The following is a 17,711-nucleotide window of genomic DNA, read 5'->3' as shown; positions in this document are numbered from 1 at the left end:
GCACCGCACGGTCCGGACCGCCCGTGAGGCCGTCCGACCACGCCCCCGACCTCGGGCGTCCGCCCGCCGAAGGAGTCCCCATGCGCAGCACCGCACCGACCACCCGCGACGACGTGCACGACGGCCCCGAGCAGCCCGCGGGGGCGTCCGGCACCCGGCGTCCGCCTCGACGCCTCCTCGCCGCGGCTGCGCTCACCGCGGCGGGTGCGCTCGCCGTCGGCGGGCTCGCCGTCCCCGCCGCGAACGCAGCCGCACCGGCGACCACGGGCGCCGGTGCGACGACCGTGGTCGCCCCGCGCGGCAGCACGCCGCTCGCGAGCGCGCCGTTCGCGGCGGCCGCGCTGGTCCGCTCCACGCTGGCCGGCGCCGACGAGCCCGACGCCGCGCGCACGGGCGCCCACAGCCACAGGACGGTGCAGCGGGCGCTCGACGCGCTCGTACGGACCGACGGCTACCCCGGGGTGCTCGCGACCGTGCGCGACGAGCGCGGCAGGTCCCGCAACCTCGTCGCGGGCGTCGGCGACCTGTCCACGGGCCGCCGTCCTCCCGTCGACGGCCGGGTCCGGCTCGCGAGCAACAGCAAGACGTTCGTGGCGGTCGTGGTGCTGCAGCTCGTCGGCGAGGGGAAGGTCGACCTCGACGCGCCCGTCGCGACGTACCTGCCGGGGCTCGTCGACAACGGGCGCACGGGTGCCGAGCGGGTCGACGGCGCCGTGATCACGGTCCGCCAGCTGCTCCAGCACACGAGCGGCATCCCCGAGTACGTCGACGTCCTCGCGGGCCCGGACCTGTCCGGCGTCGACCGCATGCGCGACACGTACCTGCAGCCCCGCGCGCTGCTCGACGTCGCGCTGGTGCGCCCCGCGTCGTTCCCGGCCGGGACCGGCTGGGCGTACAGCAACACGAACTACGTGGTCGCGGGCCTGCTCGTCGAGGCCGTCACGGGACGGCCCCTGCACGAGGAGGTCACGCGGCGCGTCATCGAGAGGGCCGGCCTGCGCGACACGTACGTGCCGGCGGTGGGCGAGCGGGAGATCCGCGGCACGCACCCGCGGGCGTACCACGCGGACGCCCCCGGGGCGCCGCTCGAGGACTTCACGACGCTCGACCCGTCGTCGGCGTGGGCCGCGGGCGACGTGGTCGGGACGCCCAGCGACCTCGTGCGCCTGTACACGGCGGTCCTCGACGGGCGCCTGCTCGGCCCGGCGGAGCTCGCGGAGATGCAGCGCACGGTCGAGACGTCGCAGGACTGGGGGCCGGTGCGGTACGGGCTGGGCCTGACGAGCACGCCGCTGAGCTGCGGCGGCGTCGCGTGGGGGCACGGCGGGGACATCTTCGGGTTCTCGACGCGCGAGGGCGTGACGGACGACGGCCGGGCCGCGGCCGTCGCGGTGACCTCGCTGCCGGCGGCGCTGCCGGACCCGGAGTCGGCGTTCGTGCACCTGGACGGCGCGCTGGACACCGCGCTCTGCTCCTGACGCGTCCCGCTCCGCCCCCGTCCCGTCGTCCGCGCGGGCCGGGGGCGGCGCCGTGCCGGCGCCGCGACGTGGCCGCTCAGGCCGTGGCGGGCGGGTCGGTCAGGCGGCGCAGCAGCGCGAGGAGCTGGGCGCGCTCGTCGGCGTCGAGCCGGTCGAGCCGGCCCGCGACGCCCTCGTGCCGGCGCGCGGAGACGTCGTCGAGGAGCGCACGCCCTGCCTCGGTGAGCTCGATGAGCGTGGCGCGCCGGTCGGTCGGGTCGGCGACGCGGCGGACGAGACCGTCGGCCTCGGCGGTGTCGACCTTGGAGGTCACCGACCGCGGGGCGACGTCGAGCGCCGTCGCGACCTGCCCGAGGCGCAGCGGCCCGTCGCAGTGCTGGAGCACGCGCAGCATCCGGACCTGGCCGGGCGCCTGGGCGCCGGGGCCGACGGCGCCGACGGCGGCGCGTCGCACGTCGCGCAGGAGGCGGTGCAGGAGGTCGAGCAGCTCGGCGGACTCGTCCGCGGGCACCGTCGGGGCGCCCGCCTGCGGCACGGGGGCGTGGGCCGGGTGGTGGTCCTCGTGCGTGCTCACGGCCGTGACGGTACCCGCCCCCGATGCGGTTGTGAACCAACGACATAGTGAGTTAACCTCACTATCGCGCGGCCACCCCTGCGCGCTCCCCCGACGAAGGGAGACGCCTCATGTCTCTCCCCCACCACGCCCCCACGCCCACCCCGGGCGTCGGCATGGGCCGCGGCGGCGGCAACCCGCAGATGCGCGGCTTCGCCCGCGACCGGTCGGTCGGCCGCCGGCGGCTGTCCCGCGCCACGCTGCGCCGGATCCTCGCGTTCGCCCGCCCGCACCGCCGCGCCCTCGGCGTCTTCCTCGTCCTCATCACGCTCGAGGCCGGCGCCGGAGCGCTGCCCCCGCTGCTGTTCAAGCACCTCATCGACGACGGCATCACGCAGGGCGACACCCGGCTCGTCGTCGTCCTCGCCGCCGCCGTCGCCGCGCTCGCGCTGCTGTCCGCCGGGCTCTCCGTCGCCGACCGCTGGGTGTCGTCCCGCATCGGCGAGGGCCTCATCCTCGACCTGCGCACCGCCGTGTTCGACCACGTGCAGCGCATGCCGCTCGCGTTCTTCTCCCGCACGCGCACGGGCGCGCTCGTCCAGCGGCTCAACGGCGACGTGCTCGGCGCGCAGCAGGCGTTCACGTCCACGCTGCAGAACGTCGTGAGCAACGCCCTCACGGTCGCGTTCGTGCTCGCCGCGATGCTGTCGATGTCCTGGCGGCTCACGCTCCTGTCGCTCGTGCTGCTGCCCGCGTTCGTCCTGCCCGCCCGCTGGTTCGGGCCGCGCATCGCCGCCGTCACGCACGAGAGCTACGAGCTCAACGCGCAGGCCGCGCAGACCATGAACGAGCGCTTCAACGTCGCCGGCGCGCACCTCGTCAAGGTCTTCGGCGACCCCGCGCGCGAGTCCGCCCAGTACGCCGAGCAGGCCGCGCGCGTGCGCGACGTCGGCGTGAGGCGCGCCCTGTACGGCACGTGGTTCCGCGTCGGGCTCACGACGCTCGCCGCCGTCGCCACCGCGATCGTCTACGGCGTCGGCGGCCTCGCCGCGATCCGCGGCGAGCTCACGGTCGGCGTCGTCGTCGCGCTCGCGTCCTACCTCGGCCGGCTCTACGGCCCCCTCACCGCGATGTCGAACGTGCAGGTCGACGTCATGACCGCGCTCGTGAGCTTCGAGCGGGTCCTCGAGGTCCTCGACCTGGAGCCGTCCGTGACCGACGCCCCGCACGCCCACGACCTGCGCGACGACGTCGCCCGCCGCGGCGCGACCGTCGAGCTCGACGCCGTCGGCTTCCGCTACCCGACCGCCGACGAGGTGTCGCTCGCGTCGCTCGAGTCCGTCGCGGTGCTGCGCCACGACCCCGGCGAGGACACGCTCACCGACGTCTCGTTCACCGTGCCCGCGGGCGCGATGGTCGCGCTCGTCGGCCCGTCGGGCGCGGGCAAGACGACCGTCTCGCAGCTCGTGACCCGCATGTACGACCCGACCCGCGGCGCCGTCCGGATCGCCGGTGCCGACCTGCGCGACGTCACGCTCGACTCGCTGCGCGCGACCGTCGGCGTCGTCAGCCAGGAGGCGCACCTCTTCCACGACACCATCGCGGGCAACCTGCGCTTCGCGCGGCCCGACGCGACCGACGCCGACCTCGAGCGCGCCCTGCGCCAGGCCCACGTGTGGGACCTCGTCGCGCGCCTGCCCGAAGGGCTCGAGACGGTCGTCGGCGACCGCGGCTACCGCCTGTCGGGCGGCGAGCGGCAGCGCCTCGCGATCGCCCGGCTGCTGCTCAAGGCACCCGACGTCGTCGTGCTCGACGAGGCGACCGCGCACCTCGACTCCGAGTCCGAGGCCGCCGTGCAGGCCGCGCTCGACGAGGCGCTCACGGGCCGTACGTCGCTCGTCATCGCGCACCGCCTGTCGACCGTCCGCCAGGCCGACCTCATCGTCGTCGTGGACGGCGGCCGCGTCGTCGAGCAGGGCACCCACGCCGAGCTCGTCGCGCGCGACGGCCTCTACGCCGAGCTCTACCGCACCCAGTTCGCCCCCACCCCCGACACGGCCGACGCCGCCTGACCCCACCCTCGACCCCTCCCCACCCCCGCCCGCCCGCGAGTTCGTCACTCCCCGTCGAGTTCGTCAGCTGGAACCATCGAACTCGCCTCGACCTGACGAACTCGCCGGCGTCGCGCGGCGCGCGCGAGGCGGGGCGGGGCGGGGGACGGGCGGGGTGGGGGCCCGGGGTCAGGTCAGGCGGCCCAGGTGGAGGGCGGCGTAGGCCAGGGCGGCGACGGTCTCGCCGTCGCGGATCGTGCCGTCCGCGACCATCCGCAGCACCTCGGCGAAGGGGACGGTGCGGACCGCGTCGATGCCCTCCTCGGCCTGTCCGTGGGTGCCGACGTCCCCCGCGACGGCCGACAGCCCGCGCGCGACGAACACGTGCTCGGGCGCGGCGGCGATGCCGTTCAGGGCGTCCATCCGCCCGACCTCGGTCCACTCGCGCGCGACGAGACCGGTCTCCTCGGCGAGCTCGCGCCGGGCGGCGACGAGCGGGTCCTCGCCGTCGGTCCCACCGGCAGGCACCTCGACCGACACCTCGCCGGTCGTGTAGCGCCGCTGGCTGACGAGCACGACCTCGTCGTCGTCCGTGAGCGCGACGACGAACACCGCCGGCTGCCGGAGCTCGACCACCCCGTACACGCCGGGCGACCCGTCGGGCCGCACGACGGCGTCCTCCCGCACGCGGATCCACGGGTTCTCGTAGACGACGCGTGACCCCGTCGTCGTCCACCCGCGGTGCACGCTCACGCGTCGACCCGGCGGGCGGCGGGGACGGTCACAGGTCGGCGGGGTCGACGAGGAAGTCCGCCTCGTCGGCCACCTCGCCGCCGAGCACGGCGTGCAGCGCCCGCGTGACGGCCTGCACCTGCGGGGCGGCGCGGCCGCGCGCGACCTTGTGCGGGAACGAGGGCTTCTCCATCTCGAGCTCCTCGACCAGCAGGGGCTCCCAGTGCACGCGGTACGTGACGACGCCGTCGGCGGTCCACGGCAGGTCGCGCAGCAGCGGCGGCAGCTCGGTCTCGGCGGCGGCGACGACCGAGACGACGCCGTCGACGTCGAGGTCGACGAGCACGCCGTAGGACTCGGCGGAGGGCGGCGAGGCGAGCATGTGCGCGTCGAACGCCTCGGCCTCGGCGGTGAGCCGCCGCCGCTCGGCCTCGTCCTCGACCCCGTACCGCTCGAGCGCGGCGCGCAGCCCTGACCCGCCGGCCTCGGTGACGCCGCCGGTCCCGCCGGTCGCGCCGCGGCCCACGCCGGCCAGGGGTCCGGACCAGGGCCGCGTGGGCTCCGAGAGCCGGGCGCGCGGGACGACGCCCTGCACGACGGCGAGCGCCTCGGACGGCTCGAGCCAGCGGTCGGTGAAGAGCGTGAGGTCGATCGCGCCGTCGACGTCGGGCGTCAGGACGACGCCGGTGCCGCCGATCCGCACGGCGCCGCCGAGCCGTCGCGCGCACGCGACGAGCCACTGCACGACGCGCTCCTCCTCGCGCACGGGCAGGCCGTCGGGGAAGGCGCGCTTGAGCCCGTCGCGGTCGCCGCCCGGGTAGGGCCGCTCGCCGCGCTCGACGGGGCAGTCCAGGTCGTAGACGACGGCGGTCGTGGCGGGCAGCCCGAGGCCGACGGCCTCCTCGGGCGTGACGGCGTAGGGACCGGTGAGCCGGGACAGCCGGGCGAGGCGCAGCGCGCGCGTCGCCACGGTCGCGGGAGTCACGGAGCGGATGCCGAGGGCGGCCGTCATGGGCCGAACGAAGCCCCGCTGCTGCGGGACCTCGACGGTGGACTCCTCCCACCGCGCCTGCACGAAGCGCGAGATCGCGAGGACCTCGACCTCGTCGGCGCCGATGCCGTCGGGGAGCCCGAGCAGGTGCCGGTCGCGCAGCGCCGGGTCGGTGACCGGGAGCCGGGGCAGCTCGTCGGCCATCAGACCTGGGTCCGGTGGAAGGACTGGAAGGACCGCGACGCGGTGGGGCCGCGCTGCCCCTGGTAGCGCGACCCGTAGGCCGCGGACCCGTAGGGCTGCTCGGCGGCGGACGTGAGGCGGAAGAAGCAGAGCTGGCCGATCTTCATGCCGGGCCACAGCAGGATGGGCAGGGTCGCGACGTTCGACAGCTCGAGCGTGACGTGCCCGGAGAAGCCCGGGTCGATGAACCCGGCCGTGGAGTGCGTGAGCAGCCCGAGCCGGCCGAGGGAGGACTTGCCCTCGAGGCGGGCGGCCACGTCGTCGGGGAGCGTCACCTGCTCGAACGTCGAGCCGAGGACGAACTCCCCGGGGTGCAGCACGAACGGCTCGTCCCCCGAGACCTCGACGAGGCGCGTGAGGTCGGGCTGGTCCGCCGACGGGTCGATCACGGGGTACTTGTGGTTGTCGAACAGCCGGAAGAACCGGTCGAGCCGGACGTCGATGCTGGACGGCTGGAGCATCGCCGGGTCGTACGGGTCGAGGCCGACGCGGCCCGACTCGAGCTCGGCCCTGATGTCACGGTCGGAGAGCAGCACGGGCCCACGGTAGTGCCCCGGACGGGTGTCCGGGGCCGTCCGCCCACGCCCGTCCACGCTCCTCCCACACCGTTCCCACACCCCTGTGCGAGCGTCGCGCAGCCCGCCCGGGGCGCCCGGCCGGAGGGTGCGCACGGACGTGCGACCTGCGCCCGTTCTCGTCGGGACCCGCGGCGGCTATGATCCCTCTCGTGAGGCGCGTGGGAGCGCTCTCGCACCGACCATGAGCCGCGTCAGAGCCTCGACGCCGACCCGCACGGACGCGGACGGCCGACCGGGGGGCCGGGCGCGACACAACCCGAGCACCCGAGGGGCACCACCGATGCGGTACGGCCATTTCGACGACGCGGCGCGCGAGTACGTCATCACGACGCCTCACACCCCCTACCCGTGGATCAACTACCTCGGGTCGGAGCAGTTCTTCTCGCTGCTCTCCCACCAGGCCGGCGGCTACTCGTTCTACCGCGACGCCAAGATGCGGCGGCTCACGCGCTACCGCTACAACAACATCCCCGCGGACGCGGGCGGCCGGTACCTGTACGTCAACGACGGCGGCGACGTGTGGACCCCGTCGTGGCTGCCGGTCAAGGCGGACCTGGACCACTTCGAGGCGCGCCACGGCCTCGGCTACTCGCGCATCACGGGCGAGCGCAACGGCCTGAAGGTCGAGACGCTCTTCTTCGTCCCGCTCGGCGAGAACGCCGAGGTGCAGAAGGTCACCGTCACCAACACGTCCGACGCCCCGAAGACGGCGACGCTGTTCTCGTTCGTCGAGTTCTGCCTGTGGAACGCGCAGGACGACCAGACGAACTACCAGCGCAACCTGTCGATCGGCGAGGTCGAGGTCGAGCAGGACGGCCCGCACGGCTCGGCGATCTACCACAAGACCGAGTACCGCGAGCGCCGCGACCACTACGCCGTGTTCGGCGTGAACACCCGCGCGGACGGCTTCGACACGGACCGCGACACGTTCGTGGGCGCGTACAACTCGCTGGGCGAGGCGTCCGTCCCGCGCGCCGGGAAGTCCGCGGACTCGGTCGCGTCGGGCTGGTACCCGATCGGCTCGCACTCCGTCGCCGTGACGCTGCAGCCCGGCGAGTCCCGCGACCTCGTCTACGTGCTGGGCTACCTGGAGAACCCCGACGAGGAGAAGTGGGCCGACGACGCCCACCAGGTCGTCAACAAGGCGCCCGCGCACGCGCTGCTGGGCCGGTTCGCGACGAGCGAGCAGGTCGACGCCGCCCTGGAGGCGCTGAACTCCTACTGGACGAACCTGCTCTCGACGTACTCGGTGTCGAGCACCGACGAGAAGCTCGACCGGATGGTCAACATCTGGAACCAGTACCAGTGCATGGTCACGTTCAACATGTCGCGCTCGGCGTCGTTCTTCGAGACGGGCATCGGCCGCGGGATGGGCTTCCGCGACTCCAACCAGGACCTCCTGGGCTTCGTGCACCTGATCCCGGAGCGCGCGCGCGAGCGGATCATCGACATCGCCTCGACGCAGTTCGCGGACGGCTCGGCGTACCACCAGTACCAGCCGCTCACGAAGCGCGGGAACAACGACATCGGCTCGGGCTTCAACGACGACCCGCTGTGGCTCATCGCGGGCGTGGCGGCGTACATCAAGGAGTCCGGCGACTGGGGCATCCTCGACGAGCCCGTGCCGTTCGACAACGAGCCCGGCTCCGAGGTCCCGCTGTTCGAGCACCTGACGCGCTCCTTCCAGTTCACGGTGCAGAACCGCGGCCCGCACGGCCTGCCGCTCATCGGCCGTGCCGACTGGAACGACTGCCTCAACCTCAACTGCTTCTCGACGACCCCGGGCGAGTCGTTCCAGACGACCGAGAACCAGGCGGGCGGCGTCGCGGAGTCCGTGTTCATCGCGGCGCAGTTCGTGCTCTACGGCGCGGAGTACGCCACGCTCGCGGAGCGTCGCGGCCTCGCGGACGTCGCCACCGAGGCGCGCAAGTACGTCGACGAGGTGCGTGCCGCGGTGCTCGAGCACGGCTGGGACGGCCAGTGGTTCCTGCGTGCCTACGACTACTACGGCAACCCGGTCGGCACGGACGCCAAGCCCGAGGGCAAGATCTGGATCGAGCCGCAGGGCTTCGCCGTCATGGCGGGCATCGGCGTCGGCGAGGGCCCGGACGACGCGGACGCGCCGGCCGTCAAGGCGCTCGACTCCGTGAACGAGATGCTCGGCACGCCGCACGGCCTGGTGCTGCAGTACCCGGCGTACACGACGTACCAGATCGAGCTCGGCGAGGTCTCCACGTACCCGCCCGGCTACAAGGAGAACGGCGGCATCTTCTGCCACAACAACCCCTGGGTGATCATCGCCGAGACGGTCGTGGGGCGCGGTGCGCAGGCGTTCGACTACTACAAGCGGATCACCCCCGCGTACCGCGAGGACATCTCCGACACGCACAAGCTCGAGCCGTACGTGTACGCGCAGATGATCGCGGGCAAGGAGGCGGTGCGCGCCGGCGAGGCGAAGAACTCGTGGCTCACCGGAACGGCGGCGTGGAACTTCGTCGCGGTGTCCCAGTACCTGCTGGGCGTGCGGCCCGACTACGACGGCCTCGTGGTCGACCCGCAGATCGGTCCGGACGTCCCCTCGTACACGGTCACCCGCGTGGCCCGCGGCGCGACGTACGAGATCACGGTGACCAACTCGGGCGCCCCGGGCGCGCGTGCGTCGCTCACGGTCGACGGCGCGCCCGTCGACGGCCGCACGGTCCCCTACGCCCCGGCCGGCTCGACCGTCCGCGTCGAGGTGACCGTCTGACCCGCGGGTCCGACGGCTGACGTCATGACGATGGTCCAGGAGATCGAGACGCCCGCGCCGGCGGCCCCTGCCGGCGCGGGGGTCGCGCCCGAGCGCGTCGTGACGCTGCGCTCCGGTGCGTGGGAGCTCGACGTGCTCCCGCGCACCGGGGCGGCCCTCGGCGGTGGCCGCATCCGCACCTCGGACGGCGTGTGGCGCGACCTGCTGCGCCCGACGCGCCCGACCGTCCTGGGCGACCCGGAGAAGTGCTCGTCGTTCCCGATGGTGCCGTGGTCCAACCGCATCCGCGACGGCGTGCTCGCCTTCGGCGGGCGCTCGTGGCAGCTGCAGCGCAACGGCGCCGACGGGACGGCGATCCACGGGGCCGTGCGGTACGCCGCGTGGGACGTCGTCGAGCGGACCGAGGGGCGCGTCGTCCTGGAGCTCGACACGTCCGACCTGGTCGGCGTGAACTTCCCGTGGCGCTTCCTCGCCCGGATCACGTACGCCGTCGAGGGCGGGCGGCTCACCGTCGGCACGAGCGTGCGCAACGTGGACCGGTCCTCGTTCCCCGCGGGCTTCGGCCACCACCCGTACCTGCAGCGCACGCTCGCACCGGTCGGCGCGACGCCGCCCGCGACGCCCGGCAACCCGCTCCTGCAGGTGCCGCTGCGCAGCGGCTACTCGCTCGTCGACGCGATGGCGACCGGCCCGGCCGGGGCGATCCCCGCGCGCGCCGACTTCCGCGACGGCCGGCCGCTCGGCTCCCGGTTCGTCGACGACGTGCTGACCGGCTGGGACCCGGGTGCCCCGATCCGCGTCCGTTACGACGAGCCGGACGTGACCGTCGACCTGCACGCCGACCCGGTCTACTCGCACGTCGTCGTCTACGCTCCGCGGCGCCGCTCGTACTTCGCGGTCGAGCCGGTGACGAACGTCAACGACGGGTTCGCGCTGCACGCCGCAGGTGTCGCGGGCACGGGCGTCTTCGTCCTGGAGCCGGGCGAGGAGCGCACGGGCGCGTTCACGCTCACCGTCGGCGGCTGACCGGGCGACGCCCAGGTTCACCCGCCACCCGTCCGGTCCTCACCCGAACGGGTGGCGTGAGCCGCTGCACGACGCCGTAGCCTGGCGCCCTCAGCACGTCCGGGGGACCTGCCGACGGCGCCGCCGCGTCGGGCCCCGGCCACGACCGGGGAACCCCCAGGGACGTAGACATGGCCTCCACCCGCTCCGTCGTCGCGCTGGCCCTCGTCGCCCTGCTCGGGGTCACCGTCGCCGCCTCGGGCGTGCCCACCGCGGGTGGCGGGCCGACCGCGGCCGACGCGATCGCGACAGCACCGCAGCCGCCCGCCGGCGTGGCCGGCGAGCCGCGGCCGCACCCGGCCGCTCAGGCCGTCCCGGCCGGGCAGGCCGCGCCCGCACCCTCCGACCCGGAGCGCGACGACGAGCTGCCGGTCTACACCGCACCGGGCGCGGACGACGGTCCGGGCGCGGCGCCCGAGACGCGTCCCGCCGACCACGTGCTCGTCCGGTTCGAGCCGGGCGTCTCCGCCTCCGGGCAGCGCGAGGCGTTGCGCGCGGCCGGGGTGTCGGGCGGAACGCCGGTGCCGGGCACGTCGTTCGTCGAGGTGCCGGTCGGGGACGAGGACGCGGCCGACGTCGTCGCGCGCCTCGCGCAGGAGCCCGGGGTCGGCGCCGTGCAGGAGGACCACGTCCGGCACGCGTTCGGCTGGACCGACGACCCGCTGCTCGAGCTGACCTGGCCGTACGTCGACCTGACGCGCCTGCCGCGCGCGTGGGAGGTGTCGCAGGGCGCGGGCGTCGTGGTCGCGGTGCTCGACTCGGGCGTGGACGCGAACCACGAGGACCTGACCGGCAAGGTGCTCCCGGGTGCGGACCTGGTCGACGGCACGCTGCCCGCGCAGGACCCGGACGGTCACGGCACGCTCGTCGCGGGCGTCGCCGCGGCGGCGGGCGACAACGGCAAGGGCGCGGTCGGTGCGGCCTACGGCGCGACGGTCCTGCCCGTGCGGGTCCTCGCCGCCGACGGCACCGGGACGGACTCCACGGTCGCCGCGGGCATCACGTGGGCGGTCGCCAACGGCGCGGACGTGATCAACCTGTCGCTGGGCGGGCCGCAGCCGTCGCCCGCGCTCCTCGAGGCGATCCGCTCCGCGGTGGCGACGGGCGTCGTCGTGGTCGTGGCAGCGGGCAACGAGGGCACCCAGGTGCCGCAGTACCCGGCCGCCTACGCCCCCGACGTGCTCGGGCTGCTGTCGGTGTCCGCGACGGACGACCTCGGGGCGCTCGCCGGCTGGTCGACCTGGGGCGACAGCGTGACGCTCGCCGCGCCCGGACTGCTGATCGCCGGACCGCGCGCGGGCACGACGTCGGGGTACGTGTACGGGTCGGGCACGTCGTTCGCCGCGCCCGTGGTGAGCGGGGTCGCAGCGCTGCTGCTGGCGGCCTCGCCGGGCCTCAGCCCCACCGAGGTGGAGCGTCGCCTCGTGGCGAGCGCCCGCGACGCCGGCCCGCGTGGCCTGGACCCGTACTACGGCGCGGGGGTGGTCGACGCCGCGTCCGCGGTGACGTCGGGCGCCGCGGTGCGCGCCGCGGTCGGCGTCCCGCTGGACCGCGCGCCGGGCGACGCCGGCGGCAGCGACGACACGCCCGCGACGGCCCGCGCCACGGCCGACGGCACCGCGACCGGGACCCTGTCGCCCGAGGGCGACGTCGACTGGCACGCGACCACCGCCGCCTCCGCCGGGCAGTACCGGGTGCGCGTCGAGCCCGTCGGCACGACTCCCCCGACCGTGGGGCCCGAGCTCGACCTGGCCGTCGAGGTGCAGGACGGGGCCGGGCTCGTCCTCGGCACGGTCGACGCGGCGAAGGTGGACGCCCCCGAGGAGCTCGTCGTCACCGTCCCGTCCGCCGGACCGCTGCGCGTCGGTGTCCGCAACGCGAACGGCTCCGCCCCCGCCGCGCAGCAGTACCGGCTGTCGGTCACCGCCGAGTCGGTCCAGCCGCTGTTCTCGGCCTCCTTCACGCCCCCGGCCGACGCGCGCCGCACGAACGTCGGTGCGCTCACCCCCGCGGACGTGACGGGCGACGGCCGCACGGACGTCGTCACCGTCGAGCCCGCGGGCGGCGTGTACGTCTACGCGGGCCGCGGCGACGGCACCCTAGCGGCCCCCGTCGACGTCCCGCTCACGGGGATCACGCTCACGGGCGACGGCCTGGCGTCGGGCGACGTCGACGGCGACGGCGACGCGGACGCGGTGGCGACGACGTCGACCGGGTTCGTCGTGCTGCGGCAGGACGCGGGCCGCCTGACGCCGTGGACGCAGGTCGCGACCACGTTCGGCGGGGCGCCGTTCGCGGGCCAGGTCGTCGAGCTCGCGAGCTGGGACACCGACGGCCGGCTCGACGTCGTGGTGTCCACCAGCCGGCCCAGCGTGCAGGTGTTCCGCAACGACGGGAGCGGCCGCTTCACGGCCGTCGCCGAGGCGGCCGCCGAGCCGCGCCTCGCTGTCGGCGACGTGACCGGCGACGGCCGGCCCGACGTCGTGACGACGCACGCGGTGCTCGCGCAGCGCACGGACGGCCTGCTCGCCGCGCCGCTCGCCCTGCCGTTCGCGGGCGGCCCCCTCGTGACGTCCGTCGCCGTGGGCGACGTGACGGGCGACGGTCGCGCGGACGTCGTGCGCGTCAACGGCAACCGGGCCCGCGTCGACGGCGTCCTGCCGACCGGGGCGCTCGCGCCGACGGCCCTGTACCCGGTGGGCGGTGAGGACGGCGGGACGGTCACGCTCGGCGACATGGACGTCGACGGCCGCACCGACGTGCTCGTGGCCGACGCCTTCAACCAGACGCTCAGCCTGCTGCGCCAGCTGCCCGGCGGCACGCTCTCCGCTCCCGTCCTGACCCCGATCGACCCCGTCGTGTACGACCGGCCCGGGCAGCTGCGGGTCACGCGCCTCGACGCGGACGCGAGCCCGGACGTCGTGCTCGCCCAGAACGGGGTCCTCGCGCTGCGCCAGACGCGGCTCGCGGCGCCGACGGCCCGCCCGGGCTGGCTGCTGGCGAGCACCCCGGCACCGCACGACGCCGGCGTCGCGGTCCGGCCGACGGTGCGGCTGTCGTTCGCGCGCGACCTGCGCAGCACCGACGTCACGACGCCGTGCACCGCGCTGAAGAAGGCGACCCCGTGCGTGCTGCTCGTGGACGCGTCGACCGGCTCACCCGTCGCCGCGACGGCACGCTGGGAGGCCGGCACCCGCACGGTCGCGCTCACCCCGAACGCCGACCTCGTGCCCGGCCGCCACTACACGGCGATCGTCGCGGACGTGCGCGACACGGCCCTGGCGGCGCTGCCCGCGCCCGTCCGTGTCCCGTTCACCGTCGCCGCGGGCGGCGACCGGTACACGCCGATCGACCCCGTGCGCGTCGCGGACACACGCGACCCGTCGCAGCCCGCGACGTACGGCGCGCGCCGCTCGGGCGAGCGGCTCGTCCTCACCCTGGACGAGGTCCTCCCGCCCGACGCGACCGCGGTCGTGCTGTCCCTCGCGTCGACCGGGCACGGCAGCGTCGGCAACGTGCGCGTCTTCCCGACCGCGGCGGACGGCTCCGGACCCGCGCCGCGCGTCGCCAACCTCAACGTCGTCCCGGGCGTGGACCAGCCGAACCTCGCGACGGTACAGCTCGGCGCGGGCCGCACGATCGCGCTCATGCCCGAGGGCCCGACGACGAACCTCGTCGTCGACGTGTTCGGGTACTACAGCCCCGGTGGTGCGAGCGGGTACGTCCCGGTGACCCCGACGCGCATGCTCGACACGCGGTCGGGCACGGGCGGCGTCCCGGCCGGGGCGGTCACGGGCGGCCACTGGGTGGACCTGCGCGTCGCCGGCGTGCAGGGCGTCCCCGCCGACGCGACCGCCGTGGTCCTCAACGTCGCGGGCACCGGCGTGCAGGGCGGGACGTTCGTGAGCGTCGTCCCGACACCCGACCTCGGCGAGGCGTGGAACGGGCCGACGACGTCGAACCTCAACCTGTACCCGGGGCGTGACCAGTCGAACCTCGTGACGGTGAAGGTCGGCGAGAACGGCCGGGTCCGGTTCTGGGTGAACCGCTCGACGACGCACCTGGTCGCGGACCTCGCCGGCTACTACACCGCGACCGGCACCAACGGGCTCGTGCCCGTGCAGCCCGTGCGCGTCGCGGACACCCGCGCGGCCCTCGGCTTCCCGGGCCGCCTGCGCGCGCTCACGCCCACCGACGTGAAGATCGGCGGGACGGCCGCCGTGCCCGCGCAGGCGACCGCCGCGGTCGTGAACATCGCGGGCGTCGGCCCGACGTGGCCCACCCACGTGCGCGCCTTCCCCACGACGGTCCCGGCGACGCTTCCCGACATCGCGACGATCAACCTCGCCGCGGGGCGCGACGAGTCGAACATGTCGGTCCTGACCCTGGGCGTCGACGGCAAGGTCACGTTCTACGCCCGGTCCTCGGACGTCGACATGGTCGTGGACGTGTTCGGCTGGTTCCGCACCTACCGCTGACGGGCGCGCCGGTCGCTCACAGGTCGAGGACGAGCGTCGCGCCCCAGTCGTGCGTGCGCGCACGCCGGAACCCGACGCGCTCGTAGAACGCGATCGCGCTCGTGTTGCGCGCGTCGACCCCCAGGTGCAGCCCGCCGACGCCGCGCTCGCGCAGCGCACCGCCCAACGCCCCGACGAGCCTGCGCCCCCAGCCCTGCCCCTGCGCGCGCGGCAGCAGGTCGATGTGCATGTGGGCCGGGTAGCGGTCGAGCAGCTCGTCCGGTGTGTGCGTCCACGCGTGGATGCGCTCGACGAGCACGTGGTCCTCGGTCCCGTCGCCCGGGTCCACCTGCAGCGGGTGCTGGGCGCGCAGCGTCGGCCACCAGTGCGCGTCGAGCCACGCGTCGAACGCCGCGGTGTCCGCCGTCCCGACGACGTACCCGACGACGCCCGTCTCGTCCGCGACGACGAACGTCAGCCCGGGGTCCGCGACCGGGTACGGCCCGGCGTACACGTGCGCCAGCAGGTCGGGGTTGCGGTACAGCGCGGTGGCGTCGCCGCCCGCCGCGCCCGTGAGCAGGCAGATGCGGTAGATCGCCGCGAGGTCGCTCGGGTGGTACGGACGCAGCACGGCAGCCATGCGCCCGACCTTCTCACGCGCCGGTGACGCTCCGGGCGGGTTCGGCGGGACGCGACTTCGCGGCGCACGCCGGGACCGGTATGCTGTCCGGGCCGACGACGGCGACGGACGCTCGACCGGGCCCACCAGGGCGCTGACGAGCACGGACGTCGTCCCAGGTCGGTCACGCGGGTGTAGTTCAATGGTAGAACTTCAGCTTCCCAAGCTGACAGCGCGGGTTCGATTCCCGTCACCCGCTCCCAGCCTCGCCCGCGCGAGGGCCTCCACGGCCTCGTCGACGGAGCTCTCCTCGACCTCGGCCGCCGCCACGAGCAGGAGGCCCCCGACCGGCGTCTCGACGACGACACCGCCGTGTCCCTCCTCGACGACGCGGAAGCCCGGCGCCGGGACGTCGTCGAGCGGCAGGCCGCACCACGTCCCCCCGCGGTGCAGGAACTCCTCGAACCCCTCCCCCGGGTGCAGCGTCGGCGGAGCAGGCACGACCCGCCGGCGCTCACGCTCCGCCTCCGCGGCGTCGTGGAGCCGCCCGAGGCCGGTCGGCGACGGCAGCCCCGGCCGGAAGTCCTCGACGAGGCCCGTGAGCGCGACCAGCTCCGGTGCCAGGCGCAGCCGGATCGCACCGTCGGTGAGCTCGGCCCTCAGGTCGCTCGTGAGCGTCCCGAGCACCAGGGCGTGGTCGAGCACGTCGGCGGCGCAGAACGGCCGCTGGAACCGCTCCTCGAGGACGGCGAGCAGCGACAGCACGACCGGGTGGGCGTCCGGCACCGGCCGCAGGGGCACCCCGTCGCCACCGACGAAGGGTGTCGTGACGAGCTCGACGCCGTCGTCGCTCACGAGCCACGGGTCCTCGGCGCTGGGCCACGCGAGCGACACGGTGACCGCCGCGTCCGGCCCCGTGATCGCGACCTTGGGCGGGCGCGCTCCCGACCTGCGCGCGACGACGCCGGCCGCGTGCCAGAGGCGGTCCGGGTCGGGCGCAGCCAGGTCGAGGTCTCCGGTGTGCCGCGTCAGTCCCGGCGGGTACGCCGCGGCCAGCGTCGAGCCCTTCACCTCGATGGTCCCGTCGAGCGCGGCGGCCACGGCCCGGTACCGGTCGGCCCGTTCGCGGTTGCGTCGGACCTCGGCGAGGGCACCGTCGGAGAGCTCGGTGCCGTGCGCCGCGAGGACCGACATCACGGTCACCGGGAAGTTCCACTTGACCCGCCGCGCGGCCCGCACCAGCGCGAACACGCCGTCGTCCGGATCCACCGAGAGGAGCCGGAACAGGTCGTCAGGCGTCACGGACCCAGTAGACATGGTCGGCCACCCATCCCTTCCGCTCGAGCGACGCGCAGATCCTCTCGGCAGCCTGCGGGGTCGGTGCGCCGACGGAGGCGAGCACCGGGCGCTCGCACTCGGCGACGGCCCGGGCCACGAGGTCCTCGAGGACGCTGCCCGGGGCGCCGTCCACCACGAACGAGTCCAGGACGTGGTCGTACTCCACGCCTCCCACGGGGTCGTCGTCGGTGAAGACCGTGACCTGCCCGACGACCTCGCCGTCACGCACCGCCACCCAGGACCGTCGGTCGGGGCCCGCGAGGACCTCGTCGACCGCGCGGTCGACCGCGTCGAGGTCGGCGCCCTCGCCGTACCCCCGCACCACGGCGCGGCGCACGAGCTCGGCCACGGCGGCCTGGTCGTGCGGGCCCGCCTCCCGCAGCTCGACGCCGTCGGTGGGCCGGCGCTCGGCGTAGCGGGCCAGCGCGGCCGGCCCGGCCGTGACGTACGTCGTCCACGGCGCCCACGGCGCGGGCAACGTCGTCCCGGCACGGGCACGGAGCTCGAGGACCGCGTCCGGCGCCCCCACCGACCGCCACGCCGCCTCGAGGTCGCGCAGCTCGTCGTCGGTGATCCCCTCGAGCCGCTCGCAGTACTCGACGAACGTCACGTCGCGCCGACGGATCGCGTCGTGCTGCGCGGCGGCGACCCACCTGCGCGAACCCGTCTCGCGCACCAGCCCTGCCTCGGTCGCCTCGTCGAGGTACCGACTCTCGGCGCTTGTCATCATCCACCTCCGGAGGGGAGCCGGGGCGGTGCTCCGCGCACCGCCCCGGCCCGGACTCACTTGCGCTTGGTGTCGCGCTTCACGACCTTCGGACGGAACTGGATCTGCATGGTGACCTCCTCCCGGGTGC

The 17,711-nt window shown here is 75.2% G+C and carries 11 protein-coding genes and 1 tRNA gene; 6 read left to right on the top strand and 6 right to left on the bottom strand.

What is annotated here, in order from left to right; all coding sequences use genetic code 11:
* The first annotated feature begins 80 nt into the window (after positions 1 to 80).
* Positions 81 to 1,478, top strand: a complete 1,398-nt coding sequence (locus tag CELF_RS01600; protein ID WP_013769497.1) for a serine hydrolase domain-containing protein — start codon at positions 81 to 83, stop codon at positions 1,476 to 1,478.
* A gap of 76 nt (positions 1,479 to 1,554) precedes the next feature.
* Here the strand turns inward: CELF_RS01600 and CELF_RS01595 are convergent, their stop codons facing one another.
* The gene (locus CELF_RS01595) at positions 1,555 to 2,052 is read right to left on the bottom strand and encodes a MarR family transcriptional regulator (protein ID WP_013769496.1); all 498 of its coding nucleotides are present in this window, start codon (positions 2,050 to 2,052) and stop codon (positions 1,555 to 1,557) included.
* A 110-nt stretch (positions 2,053 to 2,162) separates the two neighbouring features.
* Between CELF_RS01595 and CELF_RS01590 the strand changes: the two genes are divergently transcribed.
* Positions 2,163 to 4,103 (top strand): ABC transporter ATP-binding protein, encoded by a 1,941-nt coding sequence (locus CELF_RS01590; protein WP_013769495.1) that lies wholly within the window; start codon positions 2,163 to 2,165, stop codon positions 4,101 to 4,103.
* Positions 4,104 to 4,271: 168 nt separating this feature from the next.
* On the opposite strand, the gene CELF_RS01585 is transcribed toward CELF_RS01590, so the two are convergent.
* The 3 genes from CELF_RS01585 to dcd are packed head-to-tail and all read right to left on the bottom strand — an operon-like array spanning position 4,272 to position 6,584.
* Positions 4,272 to 4,835: an NUDIX domain-containing protein gene (locus CELF_RS01585; protein ID WP_013769494.1), complete on the bottom strand. Its 564-nt coding sequence runs from the start codon at positions 4,833 to 4,835 to the stop codon at positions 4,272 to 4,274.
* A 28-nt stretch (positions 4,836 to 4,863) separates the two neighbouring features.
* Entirely contained in the window at positions 4,864 to 6,009 is a 1,146-nt protein-coding gene (locus tag CELF_RS01580; RefSeq protein ID WP_013769493.1) for a hypothetical protein, read from the bottom strand.
* Positions 6,009 to 6,584, bottom strand: coding sequence for a dCTP deaminase (gene dcd, locus CELF_RS01575; protein WP_041553696.1), 576 nt, complete (start codon positions 6,582 to 6,584; stop codon positions 6,009 to 6,011). Before dcd ends, CELF_RS01580 begins: the two co-directional genes overlap by 1 nt.
* 322 nt (positions 6,585 to 6,906) lie before the next feature.
* Here dcd and CELF_RS01570 point away from each other — a divergent pair, with 322 nt between their 5' ends.
* The 3 genes from CELF_RS01570 (at position 6,907) to CELF_RS19315 (ending at position 14,918) form a co-directional block, all read left to right on the top strand.
* Positions 6,907 to 9,375, top strand: coding sequence for a glycoside hydrolase family 94 protein (locus CELF_RS01570; protein WP_013769491.1), 2,469 nt, complete (start codon positions 6,907 to 6,909; stop codon positions 9,373 to 9,375).
* A 24-nt stretch (positions 9,376 to 9,399) separates the two neighbouring features.
* The gene (locus CELF_RS01565; protein WP_013769490.1) at positions 9,400 to 10,401 is read left to right on the top strand and encodes an aldose epimerase family protein; all 1,002 of its coding nucleotides are present in this window, start codon (positions 9,400 to 9,402) and stop codon (positions 10,399 to 10,401) included.
* A 170-nt stretch (positions 10,402 to 10,571) separates the two neighbouring features.
* Positions 10,572 to 14,918 carry a S8 family serine peptidase gene (locus CELF_RS19315; RefSeq protein WP_013769489.1) on the top strand — a complete coding sequence of 1,449 codons (4,347 nt, stop codon included), beginning with the start codon at positions 10,572 to 10,574 and terminating at the stop codon, positions 14,916 to 14,918.
* A gap of 16 nt (positions 14,919 to 14,934) precedes the next feature.
* Here CELF_RS19315 and CELF_RS01555 read toward each other — a convergent pair whose 3' ends face one another.
* Positions 14,935 to 15,537, bottom strand: a complete 603-nt coding sequence (locus tag CELF_RS01555) for a GNAT family N-acetyltransferase (protein ID WP_013769488.1) — start codon at positions 15,535 to 15,537, stop codon at positions 14,935 to 14,937.
* A gap of 167 nt (positions 15,538 to 15,704) precedes the next feature.
* Between CELF_RS01555 and CELF_RS01550 the strand changes: the two genes are divergently transcribed.
* A tRNA-Gly gene (locus CELF_RS01550) sits at positions 15,705 to 15,775 on the top strand.
* Positions 15,776 to 16,807: 1,032 nt separating this feature from the next.
* On the opposite strand, the gene CELF_RS01545 is transcribed toward CELF_RS01550, so the two are convergent.
* A complete protein-coding gene (locus tag CELF_RS01545) occupies positions 16,808 to 17,581 on the bottom strand; it encodes a hypothetical protein (protein WP_013769487.1) in 774 nt (257 codons plus the stop codon).
* Between the last annotated feature and the right edge of the window lie 130 nt (positions 17,582 to 17,711).

It is taken from the genome of Cellulomonas fimi ATCC 484, from assembly GCF_000212695.1.
Taxonomy (GTDB): domain Bacteria; phylum Actinomycetota; class Actinomycetes; order Actinomycetales; family Cellulomonadaceae; genus Cellulomonas; species Cellulomonas fimi.
This window is presented reverse-complemented; position numbering and strand designations above follow the sequence as displayed.

Bases quoted from the DNA above. Each gene is read 5' to 3' on its own strand.
- CELF_RS01600 (WP_013769497.1), top strand. From the start codon at position 81: ATGCGCAGCACCGCACCGACCACCCGCGACGACGTGCACGACGGCCCC.
- CELF_RS01590 (WP_013769495.1), top strand. From the start codon at position 2,163: ATGTCTCTCCCCCACCACGCCCCCACGCCCACCCCGGGCGTCGGCATG.
- CELF_RS01580 (WP_013769493.1), bottom strand. From the start codon at position 6,009: ATGGCCGACGAGCTGCCCCGGCTCCCGGTCACCGACCCGGCGCTGCGC.
- CELF_RS01570 (WP_013769491.1), top strand. From the start codon at position 6,907: ATGCGGTACGGCCATTTCGACGACGCGGCGCGCGAGTACGTCATCACG.
- CELF_RS01565 (WP_013769490.1), top strand. From the start codon at position 9,400: ATGACGATGGTCCAGGAGATCGAGACGCCCGCGCCGGCGGCCCCTGCC.
- CELF_RS19315 (WP_013769489.1), top strand. From the start codon at position 10,572: ATGGCCTCCACCCGCTCCGTCGTCGCGCTGGCCCTCGTCGCCCTGCTC.
- CELF_RS01555 (WP_013769488.1), bottom strand. From the start codon at position 15,537: ATGGCTGCCGTGCTGCGTCCGTACCACCCGAGCGACCTCGCGGCGATC.
- CELF_RS01545 (WP_013769487.1), bottom strand. From the start codon at position 17,581: ATGACAAGCGCCGAGAGTCGGTACCTCGACGAGGCGACCGAGGCAGGG.